Source organism: Lachnoanaerobaculum saburreum DSM 3986, assembly GCF_000185385.1.
Taxonomy (GTDB): Bacteria; Bacillota; Clostridia; order Lachnospirales; family Lachnospiraceae; genus Lachnoanaerobaculum; species Lachnoanaerobaculum saburreum.
The window spans coordinates 205,530-228,125 of sequence record NZ_GL622296.1 but is presented as its reverse complement, the minus strand read 5'-3'; the positions used below and the strand labels follow the sequence as shown (position 1 = coordinate 228,125).

Here is a 22,596-nt window from a genome sequence, read left to right as displayed (position 1 = left end):
ATTGTATTTTTTTAGATGAAAAACTTTATTATTATTTATATATCAAAATCAATATATAACAATAAATGGAGGGAAAATGAAGAAGAAAATCGCAAAAATAATGTTAGGCACAATGTTTTTAACAGGTATATTATCAGGGTGTGGCGGTAATGCAAAAGAATCTTCAGGCAGTGATAACAGTGGTAATAAATATGATTTAACACTTTATAGTATAAATACTACAGATGCAGATTTTGGAGATTGGCTTAAGAATGTCGAAGATGCTACAGGTTTAAAAATAAATGTAATTGCAGCACCTACAGACTCCGATACTCGTCAGCAAAAAATAACAACTATTCTTTCTACAGGTGATTCAAGTGTAGATATACTTGAGATAAATGATGAGATGAGTGCATCATTTAAAAATTCCGGGTGGCTTGACGGATTGAATGATACTGTTATGACAGAGGATATCAGAGGTGAATTTGCAAAGGGCTATTTAGATCAGATGATTACAGATAAACAGGGAAATATTATCGGAGTTCCGGGTTATGCAGGTTATCTGGCATTTTGGGTAAATCAGAAGATATTGGATGAAGCAGGAATAGATAAGTTGGATACAAAGGAAGATTTTAAGAAATATATGCTTGCTGTTTCAAAAGACGGAAGATACGGATATGGCGGTTCATGGGAAAAGACATATGTATTTAATGAGATTGCACAATTTGTAAATATGTTCGGTGGAGACTACTTTGATTGGACAAGGCCGGAGAATAAAGAAGCAATACAGTTTTTATATGATATGGTACAGAATAAACAGACACCTATTGATCAGATTGCTGATAAGTATGAGCAGATGAACCCAAAGGCAAATGACGGAAAGTATGGATGTTGGTTTATGTGGGGACTTGGAACAGATTATGAAAAAGCAGGTATGTTAGGACAAGATAAGATACATATGGCTATGGTACCTTCAATGACTGATGACGGTAAGAGGGCAATATTTACAGATTCATGGAGCTATGTACTGAATACTGCTTCCAAGAATAAGGATGCAGCAATAAAGTTTTTAAAGTATATGGCATCTGAAGGAGGAATGGAGGCATCATATAAGGCATTTGATCGTTATCCTGCAAGAAAGGATGTTGCCGAGAAGGTTGTGCCTGATACAGATCCGGCAAAAGAGATGTACAGCAGATACGCATCAGAGTGCAATGTGCAGGGTCGTCCTATGTTACCTCAAACTATGGAATTTATTACAGATATGGGAACAATATATCAGTCGTGTATGAAGGGTGAAATATCCGTTGATGAATTCTGTAAGAAAGCACAGGAACTGGTAAACAAATATAAATAGAATACTTTAAATGCTACAGTATATTTTGATTTAACATAATGTAAGCTGTAGCATTTGTTTTTATATAAGTGGAGGTAGGATCATTTTGAATACTAACAATAAGATAAAAAAATATATACCTGTAATTTTGATAATACCTATAGTAGTAATAAGGGGTTTTACAACAATATATCCTATAGTAATAACATTTATAAACAGTTTATATAATATTAAAGTATTATCAGGGATACATGAGTTTATAGGATTTAAAAATTATATTGATGTATTTAAGGATGATAAGATTATTTCATCAATAAAGTTTACAGTAATTTTTGTTGTTGTATCTATGCTTTTTCATGTTTTATTAGGTACTGTATTAGCTTTGATTCTCAATATGAAGTTTAGAGGAAGACGCTTTTTGAGAACCATAGTGTTAATACCTTGGGCTATGCCGGCAGTTGTTATCGGCATGGCGGCAAAATGGGGATTTAATAATGACTATGGTTTAATTAATGATTTAATAAGAAGATTTGTACCGGATTTTCAATTTAATTGGCTAATAAATACAGGCTCTGCCAGGGGAGCAGTCATATCCATGGATTTATGGAAAGATTTACCTTTTTTTGCAATACTTATTTTATCCGGACTCCAATTCATATCAGAAGATGTGTATGAAGCAGCTAAGGTGGACGGTGCTAACAGTGTTCAAATATTTTTCAAAATTACTCTTCCTCTGATAATTAAGAATATACTTACATTATGTATTCCATTTACATTGTGGAGATTAACATCATTTGACTTGGTATATGCTATGACATCAGGTGGTCCGGGTGAGGATACATCTCTAATAGCTTACCGTATAGCTATGGAATCGTTTACCAACTTAAATATAGGATATGCATCAACTCTAGCTATTATGTTATTTGTTTTGATGGCATTGTTTAGTTGGGTTAACATCAGATTTATGAATAAATACAATGATTAATAAGAGGTGTGATATGAAAAGTAATATAAAGTATAGAATATATAAGAAATGTATCATTATGTGTAAATGGTTATTATTTATTGTAGTTGCTTTTTTTATCCTATTTCCTGTTTATTGGATTTTTATTTCATCAATTACACCGGCAGGAGAATTATTTAAGAAGCCTATAGATTATCTACCGAATCATCCTACACTTGACAGTTATAAATTTCTCATTGAAAATGTAGGATTATTGAGTAAAATAGGAAATACAATACTGATTGTAGGCAGTACATTAATAATAAGTACAATGTTATGCACAATGGCTGCATATGGATTTTCAAGATTTAAGTCAAAATGGATAAGTATAGCTTTTGCGTTTATACTTGCAACTTTGCTTATTCCTGAAGTGGTAACTGCAAGACCTCTATATGAATTTATGAAAAAGGTTGGGCTGTTTGATACTTATCAAGGATTGATCTTATTATATGTAAGCTCAGTGATTCCTTTTACAGTTTTGATATTAAATAATTTTGTTGGTAAGATTCCTATTTCTCTTGAAGAAGCGGCCTCAATAGACGGTGCAAACTTTATACAAATACTTTTTTATATAGTTTTACCTTTAATGAAACCTGCTATTGCAACTGTATGTATTATCAATTTTATAAATTGTTTAAATAATTTTTTTACACCTTTATATTACTCAAACGGAATTCAGGTGTTATCGGTAGCAATTGTTCAACTTCCTTTAAGAGATAACATGTACGGAGTGCCATGGGATTTGGTCAGTGCTATGGGATGGATTATACTTTTGCCGATAATAATATTTGTAGCAATCTTTGAAAAACAAATTATGGACGGAATTATGGCAGGCGGTGTTAAATCATAGTTTATATTTGGAGGAGAATTTATGAACGATTTATATGGAAGTTTAGGAAATTTAGCTATTTTAAAGAATAGAAAAAGTAGGGCAATAAATGCAGAAAACCCTACAGGAGAAAAGGGTAAAGGCGGGATGGCGGCAAGCAATCTCGGACCTTCAAGAAAAGGAAGCCCCTGTTTAAGAGATATACCAAGCGGGTCAACAGTAACACTTGCAGATATAAAAGGACCCGGTATCATAAATCATATATGGATTACAGTTACGAATAAGACTACAGAAGCGGATTGCTTTGTTTTAAGTGACCTGGTAATAAGGATGTATTGGGATGATGAGGAAGTACCTTCTGTAGAGAGTCCGTTGGGAGATTTATTTTGCTGTGGATTTGCAAGAGAATGCACAGTAAACTCCATACCTATAGCAGTTATTCCGAATCGAGGATTGAACAGCTATTTCCAGATGCCTTTTAAAAAAAGAGCAAGAATTACCTTAGAAAATCAGCATGTGAACCCAATACCGGCTTTCTTCTATCAAATAGACTACTGTATGGTTGATGATCTTCCAAAAGATACGGCATATTTTCATGCACAGTGGAGAAGAGAGAGATTTACCACAATAGGTAAGGACTATGTAATACTTGATAATGTTAAAGGTAGAGGGCATTATGTAGGTACATATTTAGCATTGACAACATTGGAAAGATACTGGTGGGGTGAAGGTGAAGTGAAGTTTTATATAGACGGAGATATAGAATATCCAACAATATGCGGTACCGGAACTGAAGATTATTTTGGAGGATCTTGGAGTTTTGCAAAGCAAATAGACGGCAAGACTGTGGAACAGAATTATAATACTGCATATATGGGCTATCCTTATTATTCTTCACATGACGAACTTATTCACAATGATTATCACAATGATGATTGCTTGCCTATGAGGGGATTTTATAGATGGCATATACAGGATCCCATATGTTTTGATGAGGAATTAAGGGTTACTATACAACAAATCGGTGTCGGACATGGAGGTCTGTTTGAGCGACAAGATGATGTTGCAAGCGTTGCTTATTGGTATCAGAGTGAGCCGCATACACCATTTTCACCACTTTTAAGCAGGGAGTACAGGCGTCCAAGATAGGTGTGGAATTGAAAAAAACATTATATATTATCATTTTATGCATTTGTTTATTTTTAATGTCATGCACGAATAATAAAGAAAATAAAAAAGAAGTCAAATCAGATTCTTTTGAAGAATTAAATATAATGCATATAGAGGCTGATAATCCCGAGTTTATTAAGTATATTGATAATATTTCAAAGAAATTAAATATAAAAATCAATGTAGTACCTTGTCCGGAAGATGCAAATAACAGACAAGCTGAAATATCAACTAAACTTTATTCAGGAAGCACTGATATAGATTTGATTTCAGTAAATGACGAGATGGTCAGTGAGTTTAAATCAAAAGGATATTTGGAGCCTTTGGATGATATTATAACAAAAGATGTATTACAGTTATATCCTAAGGACTATGTAGAATCAGTATCAATGTATAAGAACAGTATCTTTTCTGTACCTTATATGATGGATATTATGATGTTTTGGGTAAATGAAAAGTATGCCGGACAATCTAAGATCCAAGATATTAAAAACATTGAGGATTTTTCACTATTCTTAGATTATGATTATGGTACAGCTGTATATGCTTATGGCGGTGCTTGGGAAGAAACATATATATACAATGATTTATCACAGTTTATAAATATGTTTGGTGGAGATTATTATAATTGGAATAACAGTGATACAAGAGCTGCCGTAATATTCTTACATGATATGTTAAAAAACGGCTATACATCTAAAGGTCAAATGATAGACAGATATGAACAAATGGAGCAGAAGTTTATAGACGGAAAGTATGGGAGTGTATTCATGTATAGCGGTGCAATGAATGTATTTTATAATTCCGGGAAATATGGTAAAGATGAGATACATTTATCCAAACTTCCTAAGATAAAAAGTTTGACTACAAATATTGCGACATGGCAGTATGTATTAAATAAAGCTTCAAAGAATAAATCCGCTGCAAAGCGTTTCTTAAAATATATTTCAAGTAAAGAGGGATGCGTAGAATACAGCAATGCCATGAATCAGATTCCGGCAAGAGTAGATGTTATATTGAATGAAGATATAAATGTTCCGGATATTGATACTATAAGAGAATATGTCAAGGATGTTGAGTTAAAGGCAAGACCTTTAACTTCCGGTTCAATGATAGATATTTCAGAAATGGGTAAGCTGTTTCAAAAGTATTTGTTGGATGAAATAACACTTGATGAATTCTGTTATAATGCACAAAAAATAGTAAATAGAAATTATAGTAAATAAATATAAAATAGGGCTGATAAACAGCCCTATTTAGTAATTGATATATTTTGCAGTAATATTTGTCAATAGAATGAAAGTGTGGTATATAAAAGCATATAGTGGCAGAATGTTCCAAGCATTATAAACACATGAAATATTTCATGTGAACCGAAGTAGATGTGTTTTTCATTAAATGCTTTCAGTTTAAATGCATAGATTACAGCTCCGAGTGTATATGAAATACCTCCAAACAGCAGCCATAAAAATCCTGAAAGCGGTAACGTCTTATAGAGTGGTTTTAAGGCAAACACGCAAAGCCATCCCATTATTAAATATATAATAGATGATAACCACTTTGGGCAGCTGACAAAGAAGATTTTTAGAAAAATTCCTCCGACAGCAAGTGCCCATATGGCTGTAAGTAACATATATCCTGTAAAGCCCTTAAGTGCTGTAAGGCATACAGGTGTATAAGTTCCTGCTATCAATACGGAAATCATTGTATGGTCTATTTTTCTGAATATCATCGTTTTTTTCAGATCCAGCACTACAGAGTGGTATAGTGTGCTGGCTGTATATAAAAGTGTAGTGGATATAATAAACACAAGCATAGACAGGGATGTGATAAAGCCTCCATGTTCTATACTTCTTTGCATCAATGGAAATGCACCTATCCAAACAAGTATAAGTCCCACAAAGTGAGTGATTGCAGATCCGGGTTCCCTTATTTGTATTGATATAGTACCCGGCAGTACACCAAATCTTGTTTTTTCTCTATTTTTTGCTTTCATAAATACCTCCTTAATGTAGATTTACATAGTTTCGAAAACTACATATAACATATATTGATACTATATCAAAATATGTAAAATTGCAAGTCGAAAATAATTAAAAGTGTTGAGTAATTATTGTAGAACTTTATAAGCGTTCTTTAAAATAAAGAAAAAATAGGCTTGATTTTCACCTCTAAGTACAATAAAACGATACTTAGAGGTGAAAATATATTAAAAAGATTTATCAATTAAATCTCTTTTAAAATACCTTTCATAAGAGTGATTAAACAAATCAATATACTTTTTATAGGACTCTCCTAGGAAAGAATACCCGTCATATACTTGGTCTTCAGAGATGGTTGAGCTGCCATAAAGGTATGGAAATACACGAGAGACTGTCTTTGACTTAGAGCATGGAGATATAATCCTTGCATAAACAAGTTGTGTAATTAAGTCAAATACAGAGAACTGAAAACGCATTTGAGAAGCAAGTATATCAATAGTTTCCTTAACATCAAGCTCATCAATTATCGAGGACAGTAAGAAGTGTCCTATATTAAGTTCAACAGGATTTGAAAATGCACGAGGACGTGATTCTTCAGAAAGAGCTTTTGTTCTATTCTCATTTTGCTCTTTTACATAATCGCTATAAAATTTAATCGGATCGGGAATCTCATCTGAAATCAAATCTTCAACATAACCAAAAGATTTTACATTTCTTGTTCTTGGTTGCTTTTTATCCTTATCCCAAAATGATTCATACATCTGGAGATAAGTACCTTTTTTCTTCTTTTCTTTTCTCAAAAAATAAGCCATAAACACCTCTAAAAGTAAAGTGCTATGAAGTACTATGATTATAACATGCTCAAAAAAAATTTTCGAATTTTTTGAAATATTTTTTATGCCAGAAAAGCCTTTAAAATAAGGGATTTAAAAGAATTGTATAAAACTAAATAGCTTATTAGAAATTTAAAACGTCGGAACTTTCATAGTACTTCGACGGAAGACGGGTCACTTAATAGGTGAACGCAATATTTTGTTAAAATATAGTAATTATGTGGCTTTAAGCCACTTTCATGGAGTTACCATGAATAATCTAGGTTAAAGTATGGAAAAAGAGTTTATATTAGAATAGATGTAGATATTACGATTGAATTGTTAAAGAAATTATATAATATCTTAATATGGAAGCTTAACTCCTATGTTACAGATGGAATTAATAATGATTTTATAAAAAAGGCATAAAATTTTATCTGATACAAGATATTATATTCTATATACAATTGTGTTATAATGAGCACACAAAATTAAAGGAGGTTGCATTATGAATGCACATGATATTTTGAATAATCCCTTTTTAAATAAGGGAACTGCCTTTACACTTGAAGAGCGTAAAGAACTTGGCTTAGTTGGAGTTTTGCCACCTTATGTGCAAACTTTGGAGGAGCAAGCGGCACAAACCTATGCTCATTTTTCTAAAAAAGCAACAAACCTGGAAAAACGTTTGTTCTTGATGGAAATTTTCAATACTAATCGCACCTTGTTTTACTATCTTTTTAGCCAACATATTGCCGAATTCAATCCGATTGTTTATGATCCAACGGTTGCAACTACGATTGAAAATTACAGTGATTTGTTTGTTGATACGCAATATGCAGGCTATTTAGATATTAACCACCCTGAAAATATAGAAGCTACCCTTAAGAATGCGGCCGGAGACCGTAATATTAGACTTATTGTTGTGACAGATGCGGAAGCAATTTTAGGTATTGGTGACTGGGGAACCAATGGTGTGGATATTTCAGTTGGAAAGCTTATGGTTTACACAGGAGCGGCCGGTATTGACCCTGCAACTGTTTTACCTTTGGTCATTGATGCCGGAACTAACCGTAAAGAATTGCTGGAAAATCCTAACTATCTTGGGAACCGCCATGAGCGTGTACGTGGAGACCGTTATTATGATTTTATTGATCAGTTTGTACAAACAGCTGAACGACTTTTCCCTAAGCTATACTTACACTGGGAAGATTTCGGTCGTCTAAATGCTGCCAATATTCTCAACAAGTACAAGGATAAAATTCCTACTTTCAATGATGATATCCAAGGAACAGGTATTGTCACACTGGGTGGTATTTACGGATCATTAGATATTAGTGGTGAAAAATTAACAGACCAAATCTATCTTTGCTTTGGCGGTGGAACAGCAGGTGCAGGAATTGCATCACGTGTTCTCAGTGAAATGATTACAGAAGGACTCTCAGAAGAAGAGGCTTACAAACGTTTCTTTATGGTAGATAAACAAGGTCTTCTTTTTGATGATATGGATGATTTGACACCTGAGCAACGTCCATTTGCAAAGAAGCGTTCTGACTTTGCTAATGCTGACAAGCTAACAGACTTGCTTGAAGTTGTAAAGACGGTTAAACCGACAATCTTGGTAGGAACATCAACACAGCCTAATACCTTTACAAAAGAGGTTGTTGAGGCTATGTGTCAAAACACTGAGCGTCCAATTATTTTCCCGCTGAGTAATCCAACTGAGCTGGCAGAAGCAAGTGCTAAAGACTTGATTGAGTGGTCTGATGGAAAGGCTTTTGTAGCGACAGGAATACCTTCCGACAATGTGGATTATAAAGGGGTATCTTATCAGATTGGTCAGGCTAATAATGCTCTCATCTATCCCGGTCTGGGACTTGGAATGCTTGCTTCAGAAGCTAAGCTCTTGACAGATGAAATGATTGGTGCAGCTGCACATTCATTGAGTGGTATAGTTGATTCAGGTAAACCGGGTGCACCTGTCTTGCCGCCATTTGCTTATGTGGCAGAAGTTTCAAGTAAAGTAGCGGAAGCGGTTGCTAAAAAAGCTCAAGAGCAGGGATTGGCACAAAGTCAAGAAACCGATATGAAGAAAGCTGTCAGTGAACTTAAGTGGTATCCAAAGTACTAGGAAGTAGTATAGAATATGTTTTTTTAACTTCAATTGAAAGTATTATTCCTATTATAGTTCTTATAATTCCGGGCTATTTCTTGCAGGTACGAGGATGGTTTGATGATAGTTTTGAGTGTAAAAAGATTGTGAAAGCAGCTCATAGTAAGGGAGAAGATATGACAGAAGCATTAAAGGAATTATAAGCACTCTTGTTTCACCGGTAAATGATGGTATATTAACTACAATTGAAGCTTCCAAAAGGGCAAATATAAGTGTAGAAGAGAGAATAATATTTAATTTTTAAAATAAACGGGAGGATATAATATACTTTTATATCCTCCTAAATTATTATTATTTACAGATTTTGTAAGTATTATATGAAATTAAAACTATATATGAAAATATATATCAAAGCATACTTTTTTATTTTTGCTTAATACCTTAATTTCTCCCTTATGCATAAGCACTATTTCCTTTGCGATAGGAAGCCCAAGTCCATAGCCGCTACTTGAGTGAGATTCATCAAGTCTGTAGAAGCGCTTGAATATATTGACGGTATCCTCTTTTGAAAGTTCTTTTTCCACGTCATTTTCAACAGATAAAACAATATCCTTTTTTCTCTTATTTAAAGTAAGTGTAGTGTGTGAAAGTGAGTATTTCATAGCATTTTCTAAAAGTATCGAGATAAGATCTTTTATTTTATTTGCATCTCCCAAAACAGAAATATTATCCTCTATATTGTAATCAAGTTCCTTGTTATTCTCAAAAAATACGGGTTCAAAATACAGACATTCTTTGGTTGCAATATCTGATAAAACTATTTTTACCATTTGTTCTTTTCTATCATGCCAGTTTTCAAGGCGGCTTAAGTCAAGCAAATCCTGTGTCAAATGTTTCATCCTTTCACTCATCTCATCAATACCGTTGATATTTTTCTTCAGCAATTCCATATTTTCTGTTTGAATAAAATTCTTTGATATTGCCTTTTGAATATTTCCAACATTATTTATTATAACGGTGAGAGGAGTTTTCAGCTCATGTGATGCATCGGAGATAAATTGACGCTGCGAAGTAATAGCATCACTTACCGGTCTTATACTCTTTTTAACAAAGTATTTTGAAAAAAGTATAATCACAGTAGAGAGCACAAAGAACAGCAGTACAAGCAAAACTAAAAGATTGTTTAAGTTTTTTATTTCCGTACTGAAATCCGTCACTGCAACACGATACAAAGTGGGTGGTCCGGTAAGGTTGTACGGCTTTGATTTATTCCGTTCTTCATCATCAAAGCGATCCGGTGGAGCTTTGACTTCGCAGATATATTGAAGCTTTCCACCATTTATTGATGAATAAAATTTGCTTGAATTTCTATTTACTTTGTTTAATGTATCTGATATTAGATCCTGTTTTATTTTGCTATCAAGAAAAAAAATCAGCTCTATTTGTATCTATGATATTTCCGTCAGAGTCAAACATCATTTGAAAAACAGCATAGGATCCGGATACGGAATCCTGATACATGGGAGTATTTATAGCGGAGGCAAGAGTGGACCTCATATCGCTGTAAATGCCGTTTCTGTTAAAAAGAAAAGGGAATATAAGCATGAAAACAAGTAAAAAAATACTTACATAAGATAAAAGTAATGTAAGTTTTTTTTGTAATTTCTCAATCATTCATCACCTCTTATTTCCAAATGATATCCAAGCCCTCTGCTGGCCACGATTGATATATCTGATGACAATGTCTTAAGCTTTTTTCTTAAAAATCCGATATATACCTCCACATTATTTTCAGTGGCATCACTGTCATAGCTCCAGATTTTTTCAAGGAACAGAGTCTTTGAAATATTACTAAAATATTCATTCATATTCCTTCTTGATTTTATCCATATATAAAACCTCATATGCCGTAACTTAAAAAACTATATTTGTATTGTAACATAAATATAGTTTTTAAGTGTTTAATTTATATCACAGACTTGTATATATCAAATTATTTTAATAAAAGATTTCCAAACACTTCTTACCATAAAAACAGACAAAGCAAAGGAGAGTATATCTGAAAAAGGTTGCAACAGATATATTCCATATTGAGAGAATAGGCAGGATAAAATATAAAGTAAAGGTATAAAAAAGATTCCCTGGCGTGAAACGGAGAGTATGGAAGCCATAAGGTATTTTCCTATATTTTGTAAAAGCATACTGCTTACAGCAAAGAGGCCTACAAAAGGCATAGTTATACATTGCATACGTAAAATCCACACACTTATAGATATAACCTCAATATCGGAGGTCATCGTCTTAACAAGCTCAGCTGAAAAGACATATAAAAGTATAGCAGAAAAAACCAAAAATATGCTGCCTATAATGGCAGTAAGCTTAAAAGCCTCTTGTACTCTGGTATATTTCTTTGCTCCGTAATTCATTGCACAAATTGGTTGAAATCCCTGGGACCAGCCTATCATTATCATATAGGCGAGTGCGGATATTCTTGAGCTTACTGTCAAAGCCGCCAAAAGGGAATCACCATATTTTGCAGCAGTGATATTCAGTAAAATCAGAGCAATACTTGTAATGGACTGCCTTAAAAAGTTCGGCATACCTCCGGCCAGAATATGATATATTCTCTCTTTATTAAAATTTAAATTAAAAGATATATTTCCAGATTTTAAAGAGAAATATGTCAGTACAAAAGAGCCTACTATCTGCCCTGTAAGAGTAGCATAGCCGGCTCCGATGAAGCCAAGTTTTAAAGTAAACATCATTACAGGATCAAGTATCATATTTGTGATCATTCCAAAAAGCAGTCCGGTCATCCCTTCTTTCACATTTCCACATAGTCTCAGTTGATTATAAATCGTAAGTGAATAAATATCGAAGGGTATACTTAGAGTAATTATTTGCAAATATTTTACAGTAAATTTAAGCAAATCATCTGAAGCATTGCCACCTAAAAACTTTGAGAGCGGAATAATAAAAATCAGTGATAAAAAGGCGATAATTAATCCGGTTGATACTGCAAAGAATATCCCTATGAAAGCCATATTTTTAGCTTCCTTATCATTTTGCTCACCAATTTTTTTTGACATTATATTGCCGCTTCCATAGCCAAACCAAAACCCCAGTGCCTGTATAAAACTCATAAAGCTGAATACTATACCGATTGCGGCAGTCATAGACTTATTGTTTAATATACCTACAAAGAAGGTATCGGTAAGATTGTAAATGACCATTACCAGCATTCCTATAATAGTGGGTATGGAAGTCTTTATAAGTAGTGGTAGAAGAGCATCATTTAAAATTGCCTTTCTTTTCATTTCTTTATCCATATCATAAACCTCTTACTGTTCCTTTATCACCGTCTACTTGGATCATATCACCATCTTTATATTTTGTTGTTGCAAATCCTACTCCAAGTACTGCCGGAATACCATATTCTCTTGCAACTATCGCAGCATGACTTAGTGCCGCTCCGGTATCAGCCACCACCGCACTTGCCAGTTTAAAAAGTGGAGTCCATTCAGGATCTGTCAGATGACATACCAAGATATCACCTTTTTTCATTTTATAAAATTCATTCGGACTGTGAATAATACAGGCCCTTCCTACTGCCTTGCCAAAATTTCCGCTTACACCCTTTAAAATATCGCCCTCTGCTTCAAATACAAGAAGCTTTGATGCTTCCCATACCTTTATTGAGAGTGGAAATTTTTCGTTTCTGTTTTTGATATTCTTAAGGTCGGATTTATCAAGATACCCTCTATTCATTACTTCTATAAGTTCATTAAAGAAAAGATTTGCTATGCCGCTTTTATAGTCTTCATTTTCAATAAGGATTATGTTTGCTCTTAGTACACATTTTCTTACATAGTAAAACAAACTCTCCCATAAATACTGGCTTTCTTCACGAACTATATGGAAATATCTGAAGTTTTGTATATCAGCTTTTATAGACTTGTATTTTCCGCCACAAACAACTTCTAATTCCTTCATTAAATCGTCAAAGTTCTCTGAATTTTTGTTTTGATTAGAAGATGAAAGCAGTATCGGTTTTAAAATATTTATAAGTCTGTCAGGATCTTCAATAAATGTCTTTGCTTCCAGACAGTAACAGTTATAGTCTGATTTAAAGCCGTTGCTTTGCAAAAATCTATCCGCCATTGTTTTGAAATCATCAAACTTAGTATATAAGTTTTTATAGCTATCACCGGAAAGTATAGCTTCTTTTAATTTGCTGTGTTTTGATATTTTCTCTGCCATATCAGATATATCAGTGTTTACAGTTGTGGTTTTATTATCCAGATTTTTATAAAGGTCAAAGGCGGTATATTTTGGGTTTATCCTTTGAAGTAATTTAGTGTATTTATCAAATACTAGCATTGTCGGAAAGAGGGCATATTTGAATCTGTCATAGGAAAGATCTTTGGTAAGTTTATAGCTGTACTCTAAAAAATCTCTACATTCGTGAAGACTCATATTTTCAAAGTCTTTGGCTTTAAGCATTGAAATCTCTTCTTTATATTTGCACATAAATTTCTCACATATAGCAGCACAAGAATCAAAGGCTTTGATTTGTTTCAGTATCTTAAAGAAATGGAAAATATTTTTATTAATTCCCTTTTTGCCCTTTGGAAGAGTCTGTATGCCGTCATTATCAATCTGAGGATCAGAATCAAAGACTATGCCTGCTTCAGCAAATATTTTTGATTTTTGATCATTGATTGCCATAATAAAATCATAATCCAAAACTCTGTAGGCAAAGGGCATTTTTTCAAGTTGAAATGCCAGGTTTTTACGCATACTCTTAGTCGGCTTTGTGCCTTTTATGTAATTTTTTATAATGGCATCCTTACCGGTATCTTTTTTTAATGTGGTTATAGCCCTTGCCTGTAAAATATAGATAATACTGTCTTTGATAGCCCACTCAATATCCATAGGCATACCATAATGTTTTTCTATTTTTAGTCCGCAGTTTACAAGCTTAGATATTTCATTATCATCTAAAACTCTCTTTTTTCGTTCCTCTTCATTTACAGCTATTTCTACAGTATCCTTATTTCCATATATTATCTTAGTTTCCTTAGAGCCTATAGTTGTTTCAAGAAGGCTGCTGCTTTTGTCGACAATATAGCTGTCCGGAGTTATCCTGCCGCTTACAATGCTTTCTCCCAAACCATAGCTTGCATTTATTTGCATTTCATTTGCGTTTTGGCTTAGTGGATTTACAGTAAATAAAACTCCGGCCTTTTCGCTCTCCACCATTTTTTGTACCACTACCGCAATGGCTAAAGAAGTTTGATCATAGCCCTGATGAAATCTGTAACTTACCGCTCTGGTACCCCATAGAGAGGCATAGCAGTTGCGAATCTGTAATAGAACATTATCTATGCCCACTACATTTAAATAAGTTTCCTGCTGCCCGGCAAAACTGGCATCAGACAGATCTTCTGCAGTGGCGGATGAGCGAACGGCAACTCTTATATTTTCACCAAGACTCTTATATTTATCTTCTATAAGTTTTTTTGTCTCAGTGGAAAAATCACCTGACATTATCAGCTCACGAAAGCAGTCTGCGGCTTTTAAAATTTGCCTTTCATCACCCGATACTTCTTTTAGCTTATTTCTAATAATTTCTTCTATGCCGTTTTCTCTTAGGAAAGCTTTATAGGAATCTGCGGCAATTACAAAGCCCTTTGGAACATTTATATTGGCAGAGATAAGCTCTCCAAGATTTGCTCCCTTTCCTCCGGCAAGTGATACATCTTCTTTTTTTATATCAATAAAATCAAGTACCATAATCTCCCCCTTGTTTCATTAAAAATTGTTGTATGCAAAAAGCCTGTAAAGATTTAGAAACTTAAAATATCAAACCTTTATATACTTGGTTGCTATTGCGGATATATAAGTTTTTAGTATATCTTCAAAATATTTCTCATCAAAAAGATAGTAATCTGTACAGAGTAGGAAGCTGCCTATAAAGGCATTTGCAAGACCACATTCATCGGCAGTCTTTACTGCAGAGTTTTCCTTCCAGTAAATTACAAGCTTTTTTAAAAACTCCCCATACAGTTTTTCTATTTGATTCATCTCATCAGATTTCTTTGTCTTAAGTATTTTAAATGCCTCTTCATATACCGGCTGCGTTTTTATCTTTTGCATCAAATCCAAAGAATATTTGTATATGACCTCAGTTAAAAATCCTGCAGGATCTTTAATTGAGTTTGAAAATTTTTCTTCAAGAGCTTTTAATTTCTGACCGGATCTATATGCCGCCAGGTCAATGATAAGTGAATCCTTATCCTTCCAAAAAATTATAAAAGCTTCCCTGTGCAATACCGACTCTTTTTGTCAATTCCGAAATACTTAAAGACTTCAATCCATTATTATGAAACAGCTCAATGGCAGTATTCATAATATTTTCTTTTATTTTTTCCTTTTCTTCCTCACTAAATGCTTTTCCCATACATTTCCTTAAAATTTGGCATTCTATGAATATATTTATACTTATTCATAGATATTATACTCCTAATAAAGATGAATATCAATGAATATAATTTATATTATTCATAGATTTTTTTATAATATTATCAGATTCAAAAATAATTAAACCTGAATTATTCACGGTACAATAATTAAATTAAGTACCGTGCTATAAATATTTAAACTTAACCCATGACGCTGTAATTGACTTAATACACCTAAAAATGGGCAGACTTCCCCTAGGTAAGGTTTATAAGTAGTTATCAAGCTGCCAAGGTTCATTATTAGTTGTTATTCAAGCTGTATACATAGCTTGCCGATATTGGATAGGGTCTCATAGAACTCATCCTTATATGGGCAACTGCTACACAGCTTGAATGTTATATACTTTGTTGAACGAATTACTTTTGCAGCAATCTTTAGCAGTTTTAGACGGACAGTATCAATACGTTGTTTTCTCATATTTGTAGATAATGAGGGTCGTCTAAACCAATTAAATATGTTATAAGCAAGTGCATGTATTTGGAGCCTGTTGGTATTTACAATCCTTGTATGACCGCTGACAGAAGCAAAGTCAAAACCTGTTTTACTTTCCTTTATGAAGTTTTCCATTAAGCCTCTTTTGCAATAGAACTTGATAAGATATTCAGGGGATGACTCCATGTTTGTAACAATGAATGTATACATGTAAGTCATTTGGTTTTCAGGCTTTTCAACTTTACAGACAACACGTCTTTCACAAGGCCAAGGACCTGCCTGATACATGAATTCACCATAAACTACAGCATAATCTACTTTGTTGTTTTTTGTAATTTCATCAAGTTCATATACAAGGTAAGATGCCTTAGCACGAAGTACAGCATTTTCTTTCAACCGAATTACATAGTCTGTATCGTTTTCTTCACACTGTTTATAAAACTTAGTGTTGCAAAACCGCTATCACCACGAAGAAGAAGTTTAACTTCCGGAAAATCTTCAAGTATAGGCTGAAGAAAGTCCACAACCCCTGTACTTGAATACTGAGTTCCATCGCGAAGTTGAATTTTAATCAAATCTCCGGTAATTCCATCATAGCAAACAAGCAGATGGTAACCCTTACTTTGATAGTGGAAGTTAAATGCTCTACCTTCCTGTTTGCCATAGGCATTAAGAAGTGTTGAGTCCAAATCTAAAATGATAGCTTCAGGCATCTGAATGCTATAAACTTTCTTTCGAAGGATTTGATTTATTGAAAGGAACTGATTTAAAGAATCCTCATCCATTCGATTATGAAATCTTGAAATGGTCGGTTGTGATTAAAGTATCTTTATTAAGCACTGCTTTAAACGCAGGATCATTTGTAAGTTCATCTGAAGTGTCATTTTCAAAATAGCCTGCAATGATCATATATATCATCTGAAGAAGGTTTTATTTATCAGTATGATAACAAAATAATGCAGAATCATTGGTTTTAAATGATTGACCGAAAAGTTTATCAATGCCAAGTTTACTTACGAATTCTTTTATAAGAAGTAAGCCGGCATCAGAGGATAAATCGCCTCCGTCGAAATTGATTTTAATTTTTATATTGCTTTCAAGTGATAAGGTGTTTACTATACTCATAGAGGGCTCCTTTGTGTAATTTTGTTAAGTTTAAAGCACCTTAATTTTACCACAAATGGACGCTCTTTTTTTATTCACTTGATAAGTGAATGGTAATATTTAGTAATAACATAGTAATAATGTGGCTTTCAGCCACTTTCATGGTGTTACCGTGAATAATCTAGGATTAAGTATATAAAAATGCTTGATTCTCACCTCTAAGTCCAATAAAATAATACTTAGAGGTGAAAATATATTAAAAAATTATCAATTAAATCTCTTTTACATACTGTTGAATTGCATCACACAGATACTGTGCCATACCTTCTCCGAATTTGTCCATATTATCTTTAAATTCCGGATTTTTAACATATCCATAGCCTATGCTTGAAAACACATCCGCACTACAGTCAAAAGAGTATTCACAAATATGTTTATGAAGCTTTTTAGCCAGTTCGGTATTTTCTTTTGATGTAGCCTTAAGTCCCTTTGACATATTATCGGATATGGCAAAAAAGATATTATTAAAACCGTCGGCAATTTCCTGTTCTCTTCCCTTTTGCTTTTTAACGGATTCCTCAATAACTTTCTCTCCATACATATCTATTGCTTTCTGTTTATATTTTTCATTGTCCTGATATGTAAAACCCTTGAATTTTTCTTTTGTTGACATAGTAATTCTCCTTTCTCTTGACTCAATAGTCTTTTCCAATGTATCAATAAGTGTTAAGAGTTTTTGCTTTTCTTTTTGCATCAAAGCGAGCTGTTTCTTTAGATGATGGAGTATTTCCGAATCTTCCTGTTTTAATAACTCTTTTATCTGTTTTAAAGGAAATCCCAGATATTTATAAAACAATATCATTTGCAAAAAAGACATATCATCTTCGGAATAATATCTGTACCCGTTTTCATGCTTTTTAGGTGAAAGTAAACCTATTTCATCATAATGGTGTAAAGTGCGCACCGATACACCGCTTATTTCACTAACCTTTTTAATTAAAAACATTTGAGAACCTCCTAACAAGGATAAGTATAAACTATGACGTAATGTCAGAGTCAATACTTTGAATTAAAGATTATTTATAAGATCTGAAATGTGTATTAAAATGTTAAGCCAAAAAACCCTTTTTGCGGTAAAATAATAAGAAGAAATTTTTTGTACAGGAGGCAGTTTGGATGAAGAGTAGTATATTTGATTTTATTATATATAAAATAATTATGTCTGTTCCGGTAAGTATAATTGCCAACATAATTTTTGCGTATATGTTTTTTATTGCAATATTTGCATGGTTTCCATTTGAGAGATTGCCTATAGATAATGGTAGTCATATGATTTATATAATTTTTAGTTATATGATGGCTATAGTGCCGTTTTATTTATTCAATATAGTAAGATTTAAAGCAATGAATAGAAGAAAATTAAGCTATGGAATATTTTGGTTTGTATTATCCTTTACTCCGATATATTTATTTATATTGATATTATTATCATCAATATGGAATACATTAAAAATATGAAATACATTAAATCAGCAGGTATATTAATGTATAAGATAGAATTATTTTATAAATTATGCTATAATCCTACGGATTTCATCTAATTAAAGGCTTGTTTTCAAGTTATTTATAAAGAATGTAAATAGTAGGAGGATATTTTGGAAAGAGAAAGGTTAAAGTCCAGGCTTGGGTTTATACTCATTTCAGCCGGATGTGCGATAGGTATCGGTAATGTATGGAAGTTTCCGTATATGACAGGAAAAGGCGGTGGCGGTGCATTTGTACTGCTGTATCTGATATTTTTGGTAATGCTTGGACTACCCATAATGACAATGGAGTTTTCAATAGGAAGAGCGGCAAGAAAGAGTCCTGTGTTGGCATATCAAAAACTTGAGCCGGCAGGTACTAAGTGGCATATACATGGAATAGTGGCACTTATAGGTAATTATCTTTTGATGATGTTTTATACTACAGTGACAGGATGGATGCTGCATTATTTCTACCTGACAGTAACAGGCAGATTTGAAGGACTTGATTCTGACGGAGTGTTAAATGCATTCAACACTATGCTTAAACAGCCGGGTATAATGATATTTTGGATGGTGGTAGTAGTAGCATTAGGAATGTTCATAGTATCAAGAGGACTTGAAGCAGGTTTGGAGAATATCACAAAGATAGTGATGGTTATACTTCTTGTAGTAATGATTATACTTGCTGTAAACTCATTCTTTTTAAAGGGTGCCGCAGAAGGGCTTAAGTATTATCTGGTACCGAATATAGGCAGAATCAAAGAAACCGGTGTCGGAAATGTAATCACAGGTGCGATGAATCAGGCATTTTTCACGCTTAGCCTTGGAATAGGAGCAATGCTGATATTTGGAAGCTATATAAGTAATGACAGGAGTATGCTTGGAGAATCTGTTACAATAGTTATACTTGATACATTTGTAGCTATAGTATCAGGACTTATTATCTTTCCGGCAACATTTACATATGGTGTAGATCAGACATCGGGTCCGGCTCTTATATTTATAACATTGCCGAATATCTTTAATAAAATGCCTCTTGGAAGACTTTGGGGTAGCTTCTTTTTTATATTCATGTCATTTGCGGCATTCTCTACAGTGCTTGCAGTATTTGAGAACATAGTATCCTGTGGTATGGATCTTACAAAGAAAACCAGAAAAAAGGTAAGCCTTTTTAACTTAATCCTAATAATAATACTTTCACTTCCATGTGTATTCGGATTTAATATATGGAGTTTTGGATGGCTTACTCCTTTTGGGGGTACAATACTTGACCTTGAAGATTTTTTGGTAAGTAATATAATATTGCCGCTGGGTTCTTTGGTATATCTACTGTTTTGTGTCAGCAGATATGGCTGGGGATGGGATAATTATCTCAAAGAATGTGATAAGGGAGAGGGTATGAAGATGAAGAATTGGATGAGATTTTATCTTACCTATATACTTACGATTATAGTTATATTTATATTTGTGTTTGGAATATATGATAAATTTTTTAAATAGGAAATAGTTTAAAACAGCCGTTAACTGTTAAAGTTATGGCTGTTTTTAAATTATTTAGAAAATTAGCACTCAAGTCTTGACACTGCTAATAAAAAGTGGTATAAAACTACATAGTTGATTTTATAAATTATTAGGAGGAATACAAAATGAAGTTAGTACCTTTATTTGATAGAGTGGTTTTAAAGCAGCTAGTTGCCGAAGAGACAACTGCATCCGGTATAGTGCTTCCGGGTCAGGCAAAGGAGAAACCGTCACAGGCGGAGGTTGTGGCTGTCGGTCCCGGTGGAGTTGTAGACGGAAAAGAAATAAAAATGCAGGTTAAGGTTGGCGATAAGGTAATTTATTCAAAGTATGCCGGCACAGAGGTAGAGCTTGACAAGGAAGAGTATATCGTTGTTAAGCAGAATGATATTTTAGCAGTGATTGAATAAAATTTTAGATAGATTAGACGGAGGTAAATATGGCTAAGGATATTAAATATGGCGTAGAAGCCAGAAAAGCATTGGAAGTCGGTGTAAATAAGCTGGCAGATACAGTAAGGGTTACATTAGGACCTAAGGGAAGAAATGTTGTACTTGATAAGTCATTCGGTACACCGCTTATTACAAATGACGGTGTGACTATTGCTAAAGAAATAGAGCTTGAAGATGCATTTGAGAATATGGGTGCACAGCTTGTAAAGGAAGTTGCTACAAAGACAAATGATGTGGCAGGTGACGGTACAACAACAGCTACAGTTCTTGCACAGGCAATGATTAATGAAGGTATGAAAAACCTTGCGGCAGGAGCAAACCCTATCGTTTTACGTAAAGGAATGAAGAAGGCTACAGATATTGCTGTAGAGGCTATTGCAAAGATGAGTGAGCCTATAAAGGGCAAGGAGCAGATTGCAAGAGTTGCCGCTATTTCTGCAAGTGATGATGAGGTTGGCGGTCTGGTAGCAGATGCTATGGAGAAAGTAACTAATGAGGGTGTTATCACTATCGAAGAGTCAAAGACAATGAAGACTGAGCTTGATTTGGTAGAAGGTATGCAGTTTGACAGAGGTTATGTTTCTGCATATATGTGTACAGATATGGAGAAGATGGAAGCAAACCTTGATGACCCTTATATCCTTATTACAGATAAAAAGATTTCAAATATTCAGGATATTTTGCCTCTTCTTGAGGAGCTTGTTAAGTCAGGTCAGAAGCTTCTCATTATAGCTGAAGATGTGGAAGGTGAAGCTCTTACAACTCTTATTGTAAATAAGCTTAGAGGTACATTTAATGTTGTGGCTGTTAAGGCACCCGGATATGGTGACAGAAGAAAAGATATGCTTAAGGATATAGCGGTACTTACAGGCGGTACAGTTATCAGTGAGGAAATCGGACTTGACCTTAAGGATGCCACCTTGGCAGATCTTGGTCGTGCAAAGAGTGTTAAAGTTCAAAAAGAGAACACAGTTATCGTTGACGGACAGGGTGCAAAGGCTGATATAGAGAAGAGAGTTGCTCAGATTAAGAGTCAGCTGGCTGAGACCACATCAGACTTTGATAAGGAGAAACTACAGGAGAGACTTGCAAAGCTTTCAGGCGGTGTTGCAGTTATCAGAGTAGGTGCGGCTACAGAGACAGAGATGAAGGAAGCTAAACTTCGTATGGAAGATGCACTTAATGCCACCAGAGCGGCAGTTGAGGAGGGTATTATTGCAGGAGGCGGTTCTGCTTATATCCATGCAAGCAAGGAAGTTTCAAAGCTTGTAGCTACACTTGAAGGTGATGAGAGAACAGGTGCAAAGATTATTCTTAAGGCTCTTGAGGCTCCGCTATACAGAATAGTAGAGAATGCAGGTCTTGAAGGAAGCGTTGTTGTAAATAAAGTAAGAGAGTCAAGTGTAGGTGTAGGTTTTGATGCTTACAGAGAAGAGTATGTAGATATGGTTAAGTCAGGTATCTTGGATCCGGCAAAGGTTACAAGATCGGCACTTCAGAATGCAAACTCGGTAGCATCTACACTTCTTACAACAGAGTCGGCAGTAGCAAGCATTAAGGAAGATGCTCCGGCAATGCCTGCAGGCGGCGGAATGGGAATGATGTAATAATAAAACTTTATAATAAAGATTATAAAAGGCATACTTTGGAAACAAGGTATGCCTTTTTTAAATTAAAATTTTTAATTTATACAATAAGCTGTAATTAAAATAATAAATATTAATATAGCATAAAAATAACAGTATATTTTTGTTATTGTGCATAATATCAGCGGTGAGGAATAAAAACTTTTCGCAATAAAACAATAAAATT

General features: G+C 34.0%; 18 protein-coding genes and 3 pseudogenes. 10 read left to right on the top strand and 11 right to left on the bottom strand.

Going from position 1 to position 22,596, the window contains the following annotated elements; genetic code table 11:
- Window positions 1–76 precede the first annotated feature (76 nt).
- The 5 genes from HMPREF0381_RS01155 to HMPREF0381_RS01135 all read left to right on the top strand — a co-directional run bounded on the left by HMPREF0381_RS01155 (window position 77) and on the right by HMPREF0381_RS01135 (window position 5,543).
- Window positions 77–1,336 carry a sugar ABC transporter substrate-binding protein gene (locus HMPREF0381_RS01155; protein ID WP_008750017.1) on the top strand — a complete coding sequence of 420 codons (1,260 nt, stop codon included), beginning with the start codon at window positions 77–79 and terminating at the stop codon, window positions 1,334–1,336.
- Between the two features lie 85 nt (window positions 1,337–1,421).
- Window positions 1,422–2,300, top strand: coding sequence for a carbohydrate ABC transporter permease (locus HMPREF0381_RS01150; RefSeq protein ID WP_008750016.1), 879 nt, complete (start codon window positions 1,422–1,424; stop codon window positions 2,298–2,300).
- Window positions 2,301–2,313: 13 nt separating this feature from the next.
- Window positions 2,314–3,168, top strand: coding sequence for a carbohydrate ABC transporter permease (locus HMPREF0381_RS01145; RefSeq protein WP_040460997.1), 855 nt, complete (start codon window positions 2,314–2,316; stop codon window positions 3,166–3,168).
- A gap of 21 nt (window positions 3,169–3,189) precedes the next feature.
- Window positions 3,190–4,296 (top strand): glycoside hydrolase family 172 protein, encoded by a 1,107-nt coding sequence (locus HMPREF0381_RS01140; protein WP_008750014.1) that lies wholly within the window; start codon window positions 3,190–3,192, stop codon window positions 4,294–4,296.
- 56 nt (window positions 4,297–4,352) lie between these two features.
- Entirely contained in the window at window positions 4,353–5,543 is a 1,191-nt protein-coding gene (locus HMPREF0381_RS01135) for an ABC transporter substrate-binding protein (protein ID WP_242824375.1), read from the top strand.
- Window positions 5,544–5,605: 62 nt separating this feature from the next.
- Here the strand turns inward: HMPREF0381_RS01135 and trhA are convergent, their stop codons facing one another.
- Window positions 5,606–6,313, bottom strand: a complete 708-nt coding sequence (gene trhA, locus HMPREF0381_RS01130) for a PAQR family membrane homeostasis protein TrhA (RefSeq protein WP_008750012.1) — start codon at window positions 6,311–6,313, stop codon at window positions 5,606–5,608.
- A gap of 216 nt (window positions 6,314–6,529) precedes the next feature.
- Window positions 6,530–7,111 (bottom strand): annotated as a pseudogene (locus HMPREF0381_RS01125) (IS1634 family transposase); the annotation flags it as partial.
- A gap of 508 nt (window positions 7,112–7,619) precedes the next feature.
- On the opposite strand from HMPREF0381_RS01125, the gene HMPREF0381_RS01120 reads away from it, so the two are divergent.
- Window positions 7,620–9,242 (top strand): malolactic enzyme, encoded by a 1,623-nt coding sequence (locus HMPREF0381_RS01120; protein ID WP_008750010.1) that lies wholly within the window; start codon window positions 7,620–7,622, stop codon window positions 9,240–9,242.
- Window positions 9,243–9,613: 371 nt separating this feature from the next.
- On the opposite strand, the gene HMPREF0381_RS15255 is transcribed toward HMPREF0381_RS01120, so the two are convergent.
- From HMPREF0381_RS15255 to HMPREF0381_RS01065, 9 genes and pseudogenes are all read right to left on the bottom strand, one after another.
- Entirely contained in the window at window positions 9,614–10,441 is an 828-nt protein-coding gene (locus HMPREF0381_RS15255) for a sensor histidine kinase (protein ID WP_242824374.1), read from the bottom strand.
- A 202-nt stretch (window positions 10,442–10,643) separates the two neighbouring features.
- On the bottom strand, window positions 10,644–10,898 hold the full coding sequence (locus HMPREF0381_RS15250; RefSeq protein ID WP_008750007.1) for a hypothetical protein: 255 nt from the start codon (window positions 10,896–10,898) through the stop codon (window positions 10,644–10,646).
- Window positions 10,895–11,080: pseudogene (locus HMPREF0381_RS01105) on the bottom strand (helix-turn-helix domain-containing protein); the annotation flags it as partial. The gene HMPREF0381_RS15250 and the pseudogene HMPREF0381_RS01105, both read right to left, overlap by 4 nt.
- Window positions 11,081–11,212: 132 nt before the next feature.
- Window positions 11,213–12,553, bottom strand: a complete 1,341-nt coding sequence (locus HMPREF0381_RS01100; RefSeq protein WP_008750005.1) for an MATE family efflux transporter — start codon at window positions 12,551–12,553, stop codon at window positions 11,213–11,215.
- Window position 12,554: 1 nt separating this feature from the next.
- Window positions 12,555–15,020, bottom strand: a complete 2,466-nt coding sequence (locus HMPREF0381_RS01095) for a PEP/pyruvate-binding domain-containing protein (protein WP_008750004.1) — start codon at window positions 15,018–15,020, stop codon at window positions 12,555–12,557.
- 69 nt (window positions 15,021–15,089) lie between these two features.
- Complete coding sequence (locus HMPREF0381_RS01090; RefSeq protein WP_008750003.1) at window positions 15,090–15,557, bottom strand: hypothetical protein; 468 nt, start codon at window positions 15,555–15,557, stop codon at window positions 15,090–15,092.
- Window positions 15,520–15,687, bottom strand: coding sequence for a TetR/AcrR family transcriptional regulator (locus HMPREF0381_RS15650; RefSeq protein WP_008750002.1), 168 nt, complete (start codon window positions 15,685–15,687; stop codon window positions 15,520–15,522). The genes HMPREF0381_RS01090 and HMPREF0381_RS15650 overlap by 38 nt, the downstream gene beginning before the upstream one ends.
- 308 nt (window positions 15,688–15,995) lie before the next feature.
- Window positions 15,996–17,306: pseudogene (locus HMPREF0381_RS14430) on the bottom strand (IS1380 family transposase).
- Between the two features lie 250 nt (window positions 17,307–17,556).
- Window positions 17,557–18,291 carry a MerR family transcriptional regulator gene (locus HMPREF0381_RS01065; RefSeq protein ID WP_008749997.1) on the bottom strand — a complete coding sequence of 245 codons (735 nt, stop codon included), beginning with the start codon at window positions 18,289–18,291 and terminating at the stop codon, window positions 17,557–17,559.
- Between the two features lie 170 nt (window positions 18,292–18,461).
- Here HMPREF0381_RS01065 and HMPREF0381_RS01060 point away from each other — a divergent pair, with 170 nt between their 5' ends.
- The 4 genes from HMPREF0381_RS01060 (at window position 18,462) to groL (ending at window position 22,391) form a co-directional block, all read left to right on the top strand.
- On the top strand, window positions 18,462–18,803 hold the full coding sequence (locus HMPREF0381_RS01060; RefSeq protein WP_008749996.1) for a hypothetical protein: 342 nt from the start codon (window positions 18,462–18,464) through the stop codon (window positions 18,801–18,803).
- 137 nt (window positions 18,804–18,940) lie between these two features.
- Window positions 18,941–20,311, top strand: coding sequence for a sodium-dependent transporter (locus tag HMPREF0381_RS01055; protein ID WP_008749995.1), 1,371 nt, complete (start codon window positions 18,941–18,943; stop codon window positions 20,309–20,311).
- Window positions 20,312–20,457: 146 nt separating this feature from the next.
- Entirely contained in the window at window positions 20,458–20,742 is a 285-nt protein-coding gene (locus tag HMPREF0381_RS01050) for a co-chaperone GroES (protein WP_007594995.1), read from the top strand.
- 29 nt (window positions 20,743–20,771) lie between these two features.
- On the top strand, window positions 20,772–22,391 hold the full coding sequence (gene groL, locus HMPREF0381_RS01045; protein WP_008749994.1) for a chaperonin GroEL: 1,620 nt from the start codon (window positions 20,772–20,774) through the stop codon (window positions 22,389–22,391).
- Window positions 22,392–22,596: the final 205 nt, after the last annotated feature.

Bases quoted from the DNA above. Each gene is read 5' to 3' on its own strand.
- HMPREF0381_RS01065 (WP_008749997.1), bottom strand. From the start codon at position 18,291: ATGTTTTTAATTAAAAAGGTTAGTGAAATAAGCGGTGTATCGGTGCGC.
- HMPREF0381_RS01145 (WP_040460997.1), top strand. From the start codon at position 2,314: ATGAAAAGTAATATAAAGTATAGAATATATAAGAAATGTATCATTATG.
- HMPREF0381_RS01155 (WP_008750017.1), top strand. From the start codon at position 77: ATGAAGAAGAAAATCGCAAAAATAATGTTAGGCACAATGTTTTTAACA.
- HMPREF0381_RS01050 (WP_007594995.1), top strand. From the start codon at position 20,458: ATGAAGTTAGTACCTTTATTTGATAGAGTGGTTTTAAAGCAGCTAGTT.
- groL (WP_008749994.1), top strand. From the start codon at position 20,772: ATGGCTAAGGATATTAAATATGGCGTAGAAGCCAGAAAAGCATTGGAA.
- HMPREF0381_RS15650 (WP_008750002.1), bottom strand. From the start codon at position 15,687: ATGGGAAAAGCATTTAGTGAGGAAGAAAAGGAAAAAATAAAAGAAAAT.
- trhA (WP_008750012.1), bottom strand. From the start codon at position 6,313: ATGAAAGCAAAAAATAGAGAAAAAACAAGATTTGGTGTACTGCCGGGT.
- HMPREF0381_RS01135 (WP_242824375.1), top strand. From the start codon at position 4,353: ATGTCATGCACGAATAATAAAGAAAATAAAAAAGAAGTCAAATCAGAT.
- HMPREF0381_RS01100 (WP_008750005.1), bottom strand. From the start codon at position 12,553: ATGGATAAAGAAATGAAAAGAAAGGCAATTTTAAATGATGCTCTTCTA.
- HMPREF0381_RS01120 (WP_008750010.1), top strand. From the start codon at position 7,620: ATGAATGCACATGATATTTTGAATAATCCCTTTTTAAATAAGGGAACT.
- HMPREF0381_RS01140 (WP_008750014.1), top strand. From the start codon at position 3,190: ATGAACGATTTATATGGAAGTTTAGGAAATTTAGCTATTTTAAAGAAT.
- HMPREF0381_RS15250 (WP_008750007.1), bottom strand. From the start codon at position 10,898: ATGATTGAGAAATTACAAAAAAAACTTACATTACTTTTATCTTATGTA.
- HMPREF0381_RS01095 (WP_008750004.1), bottom strand. From the start codon at position 15,020: ATGGTACTTGATTTTATTGATATAAAAAAAGAAGATGTATCACTTGCC.
- HMPREF0381_RS01060 (WP_008749996.1), top strand. From the start codon at position 18,462: ATGAAGAGTAGTATATTTGATTTTATTATATATAAAATAATTATGTCT.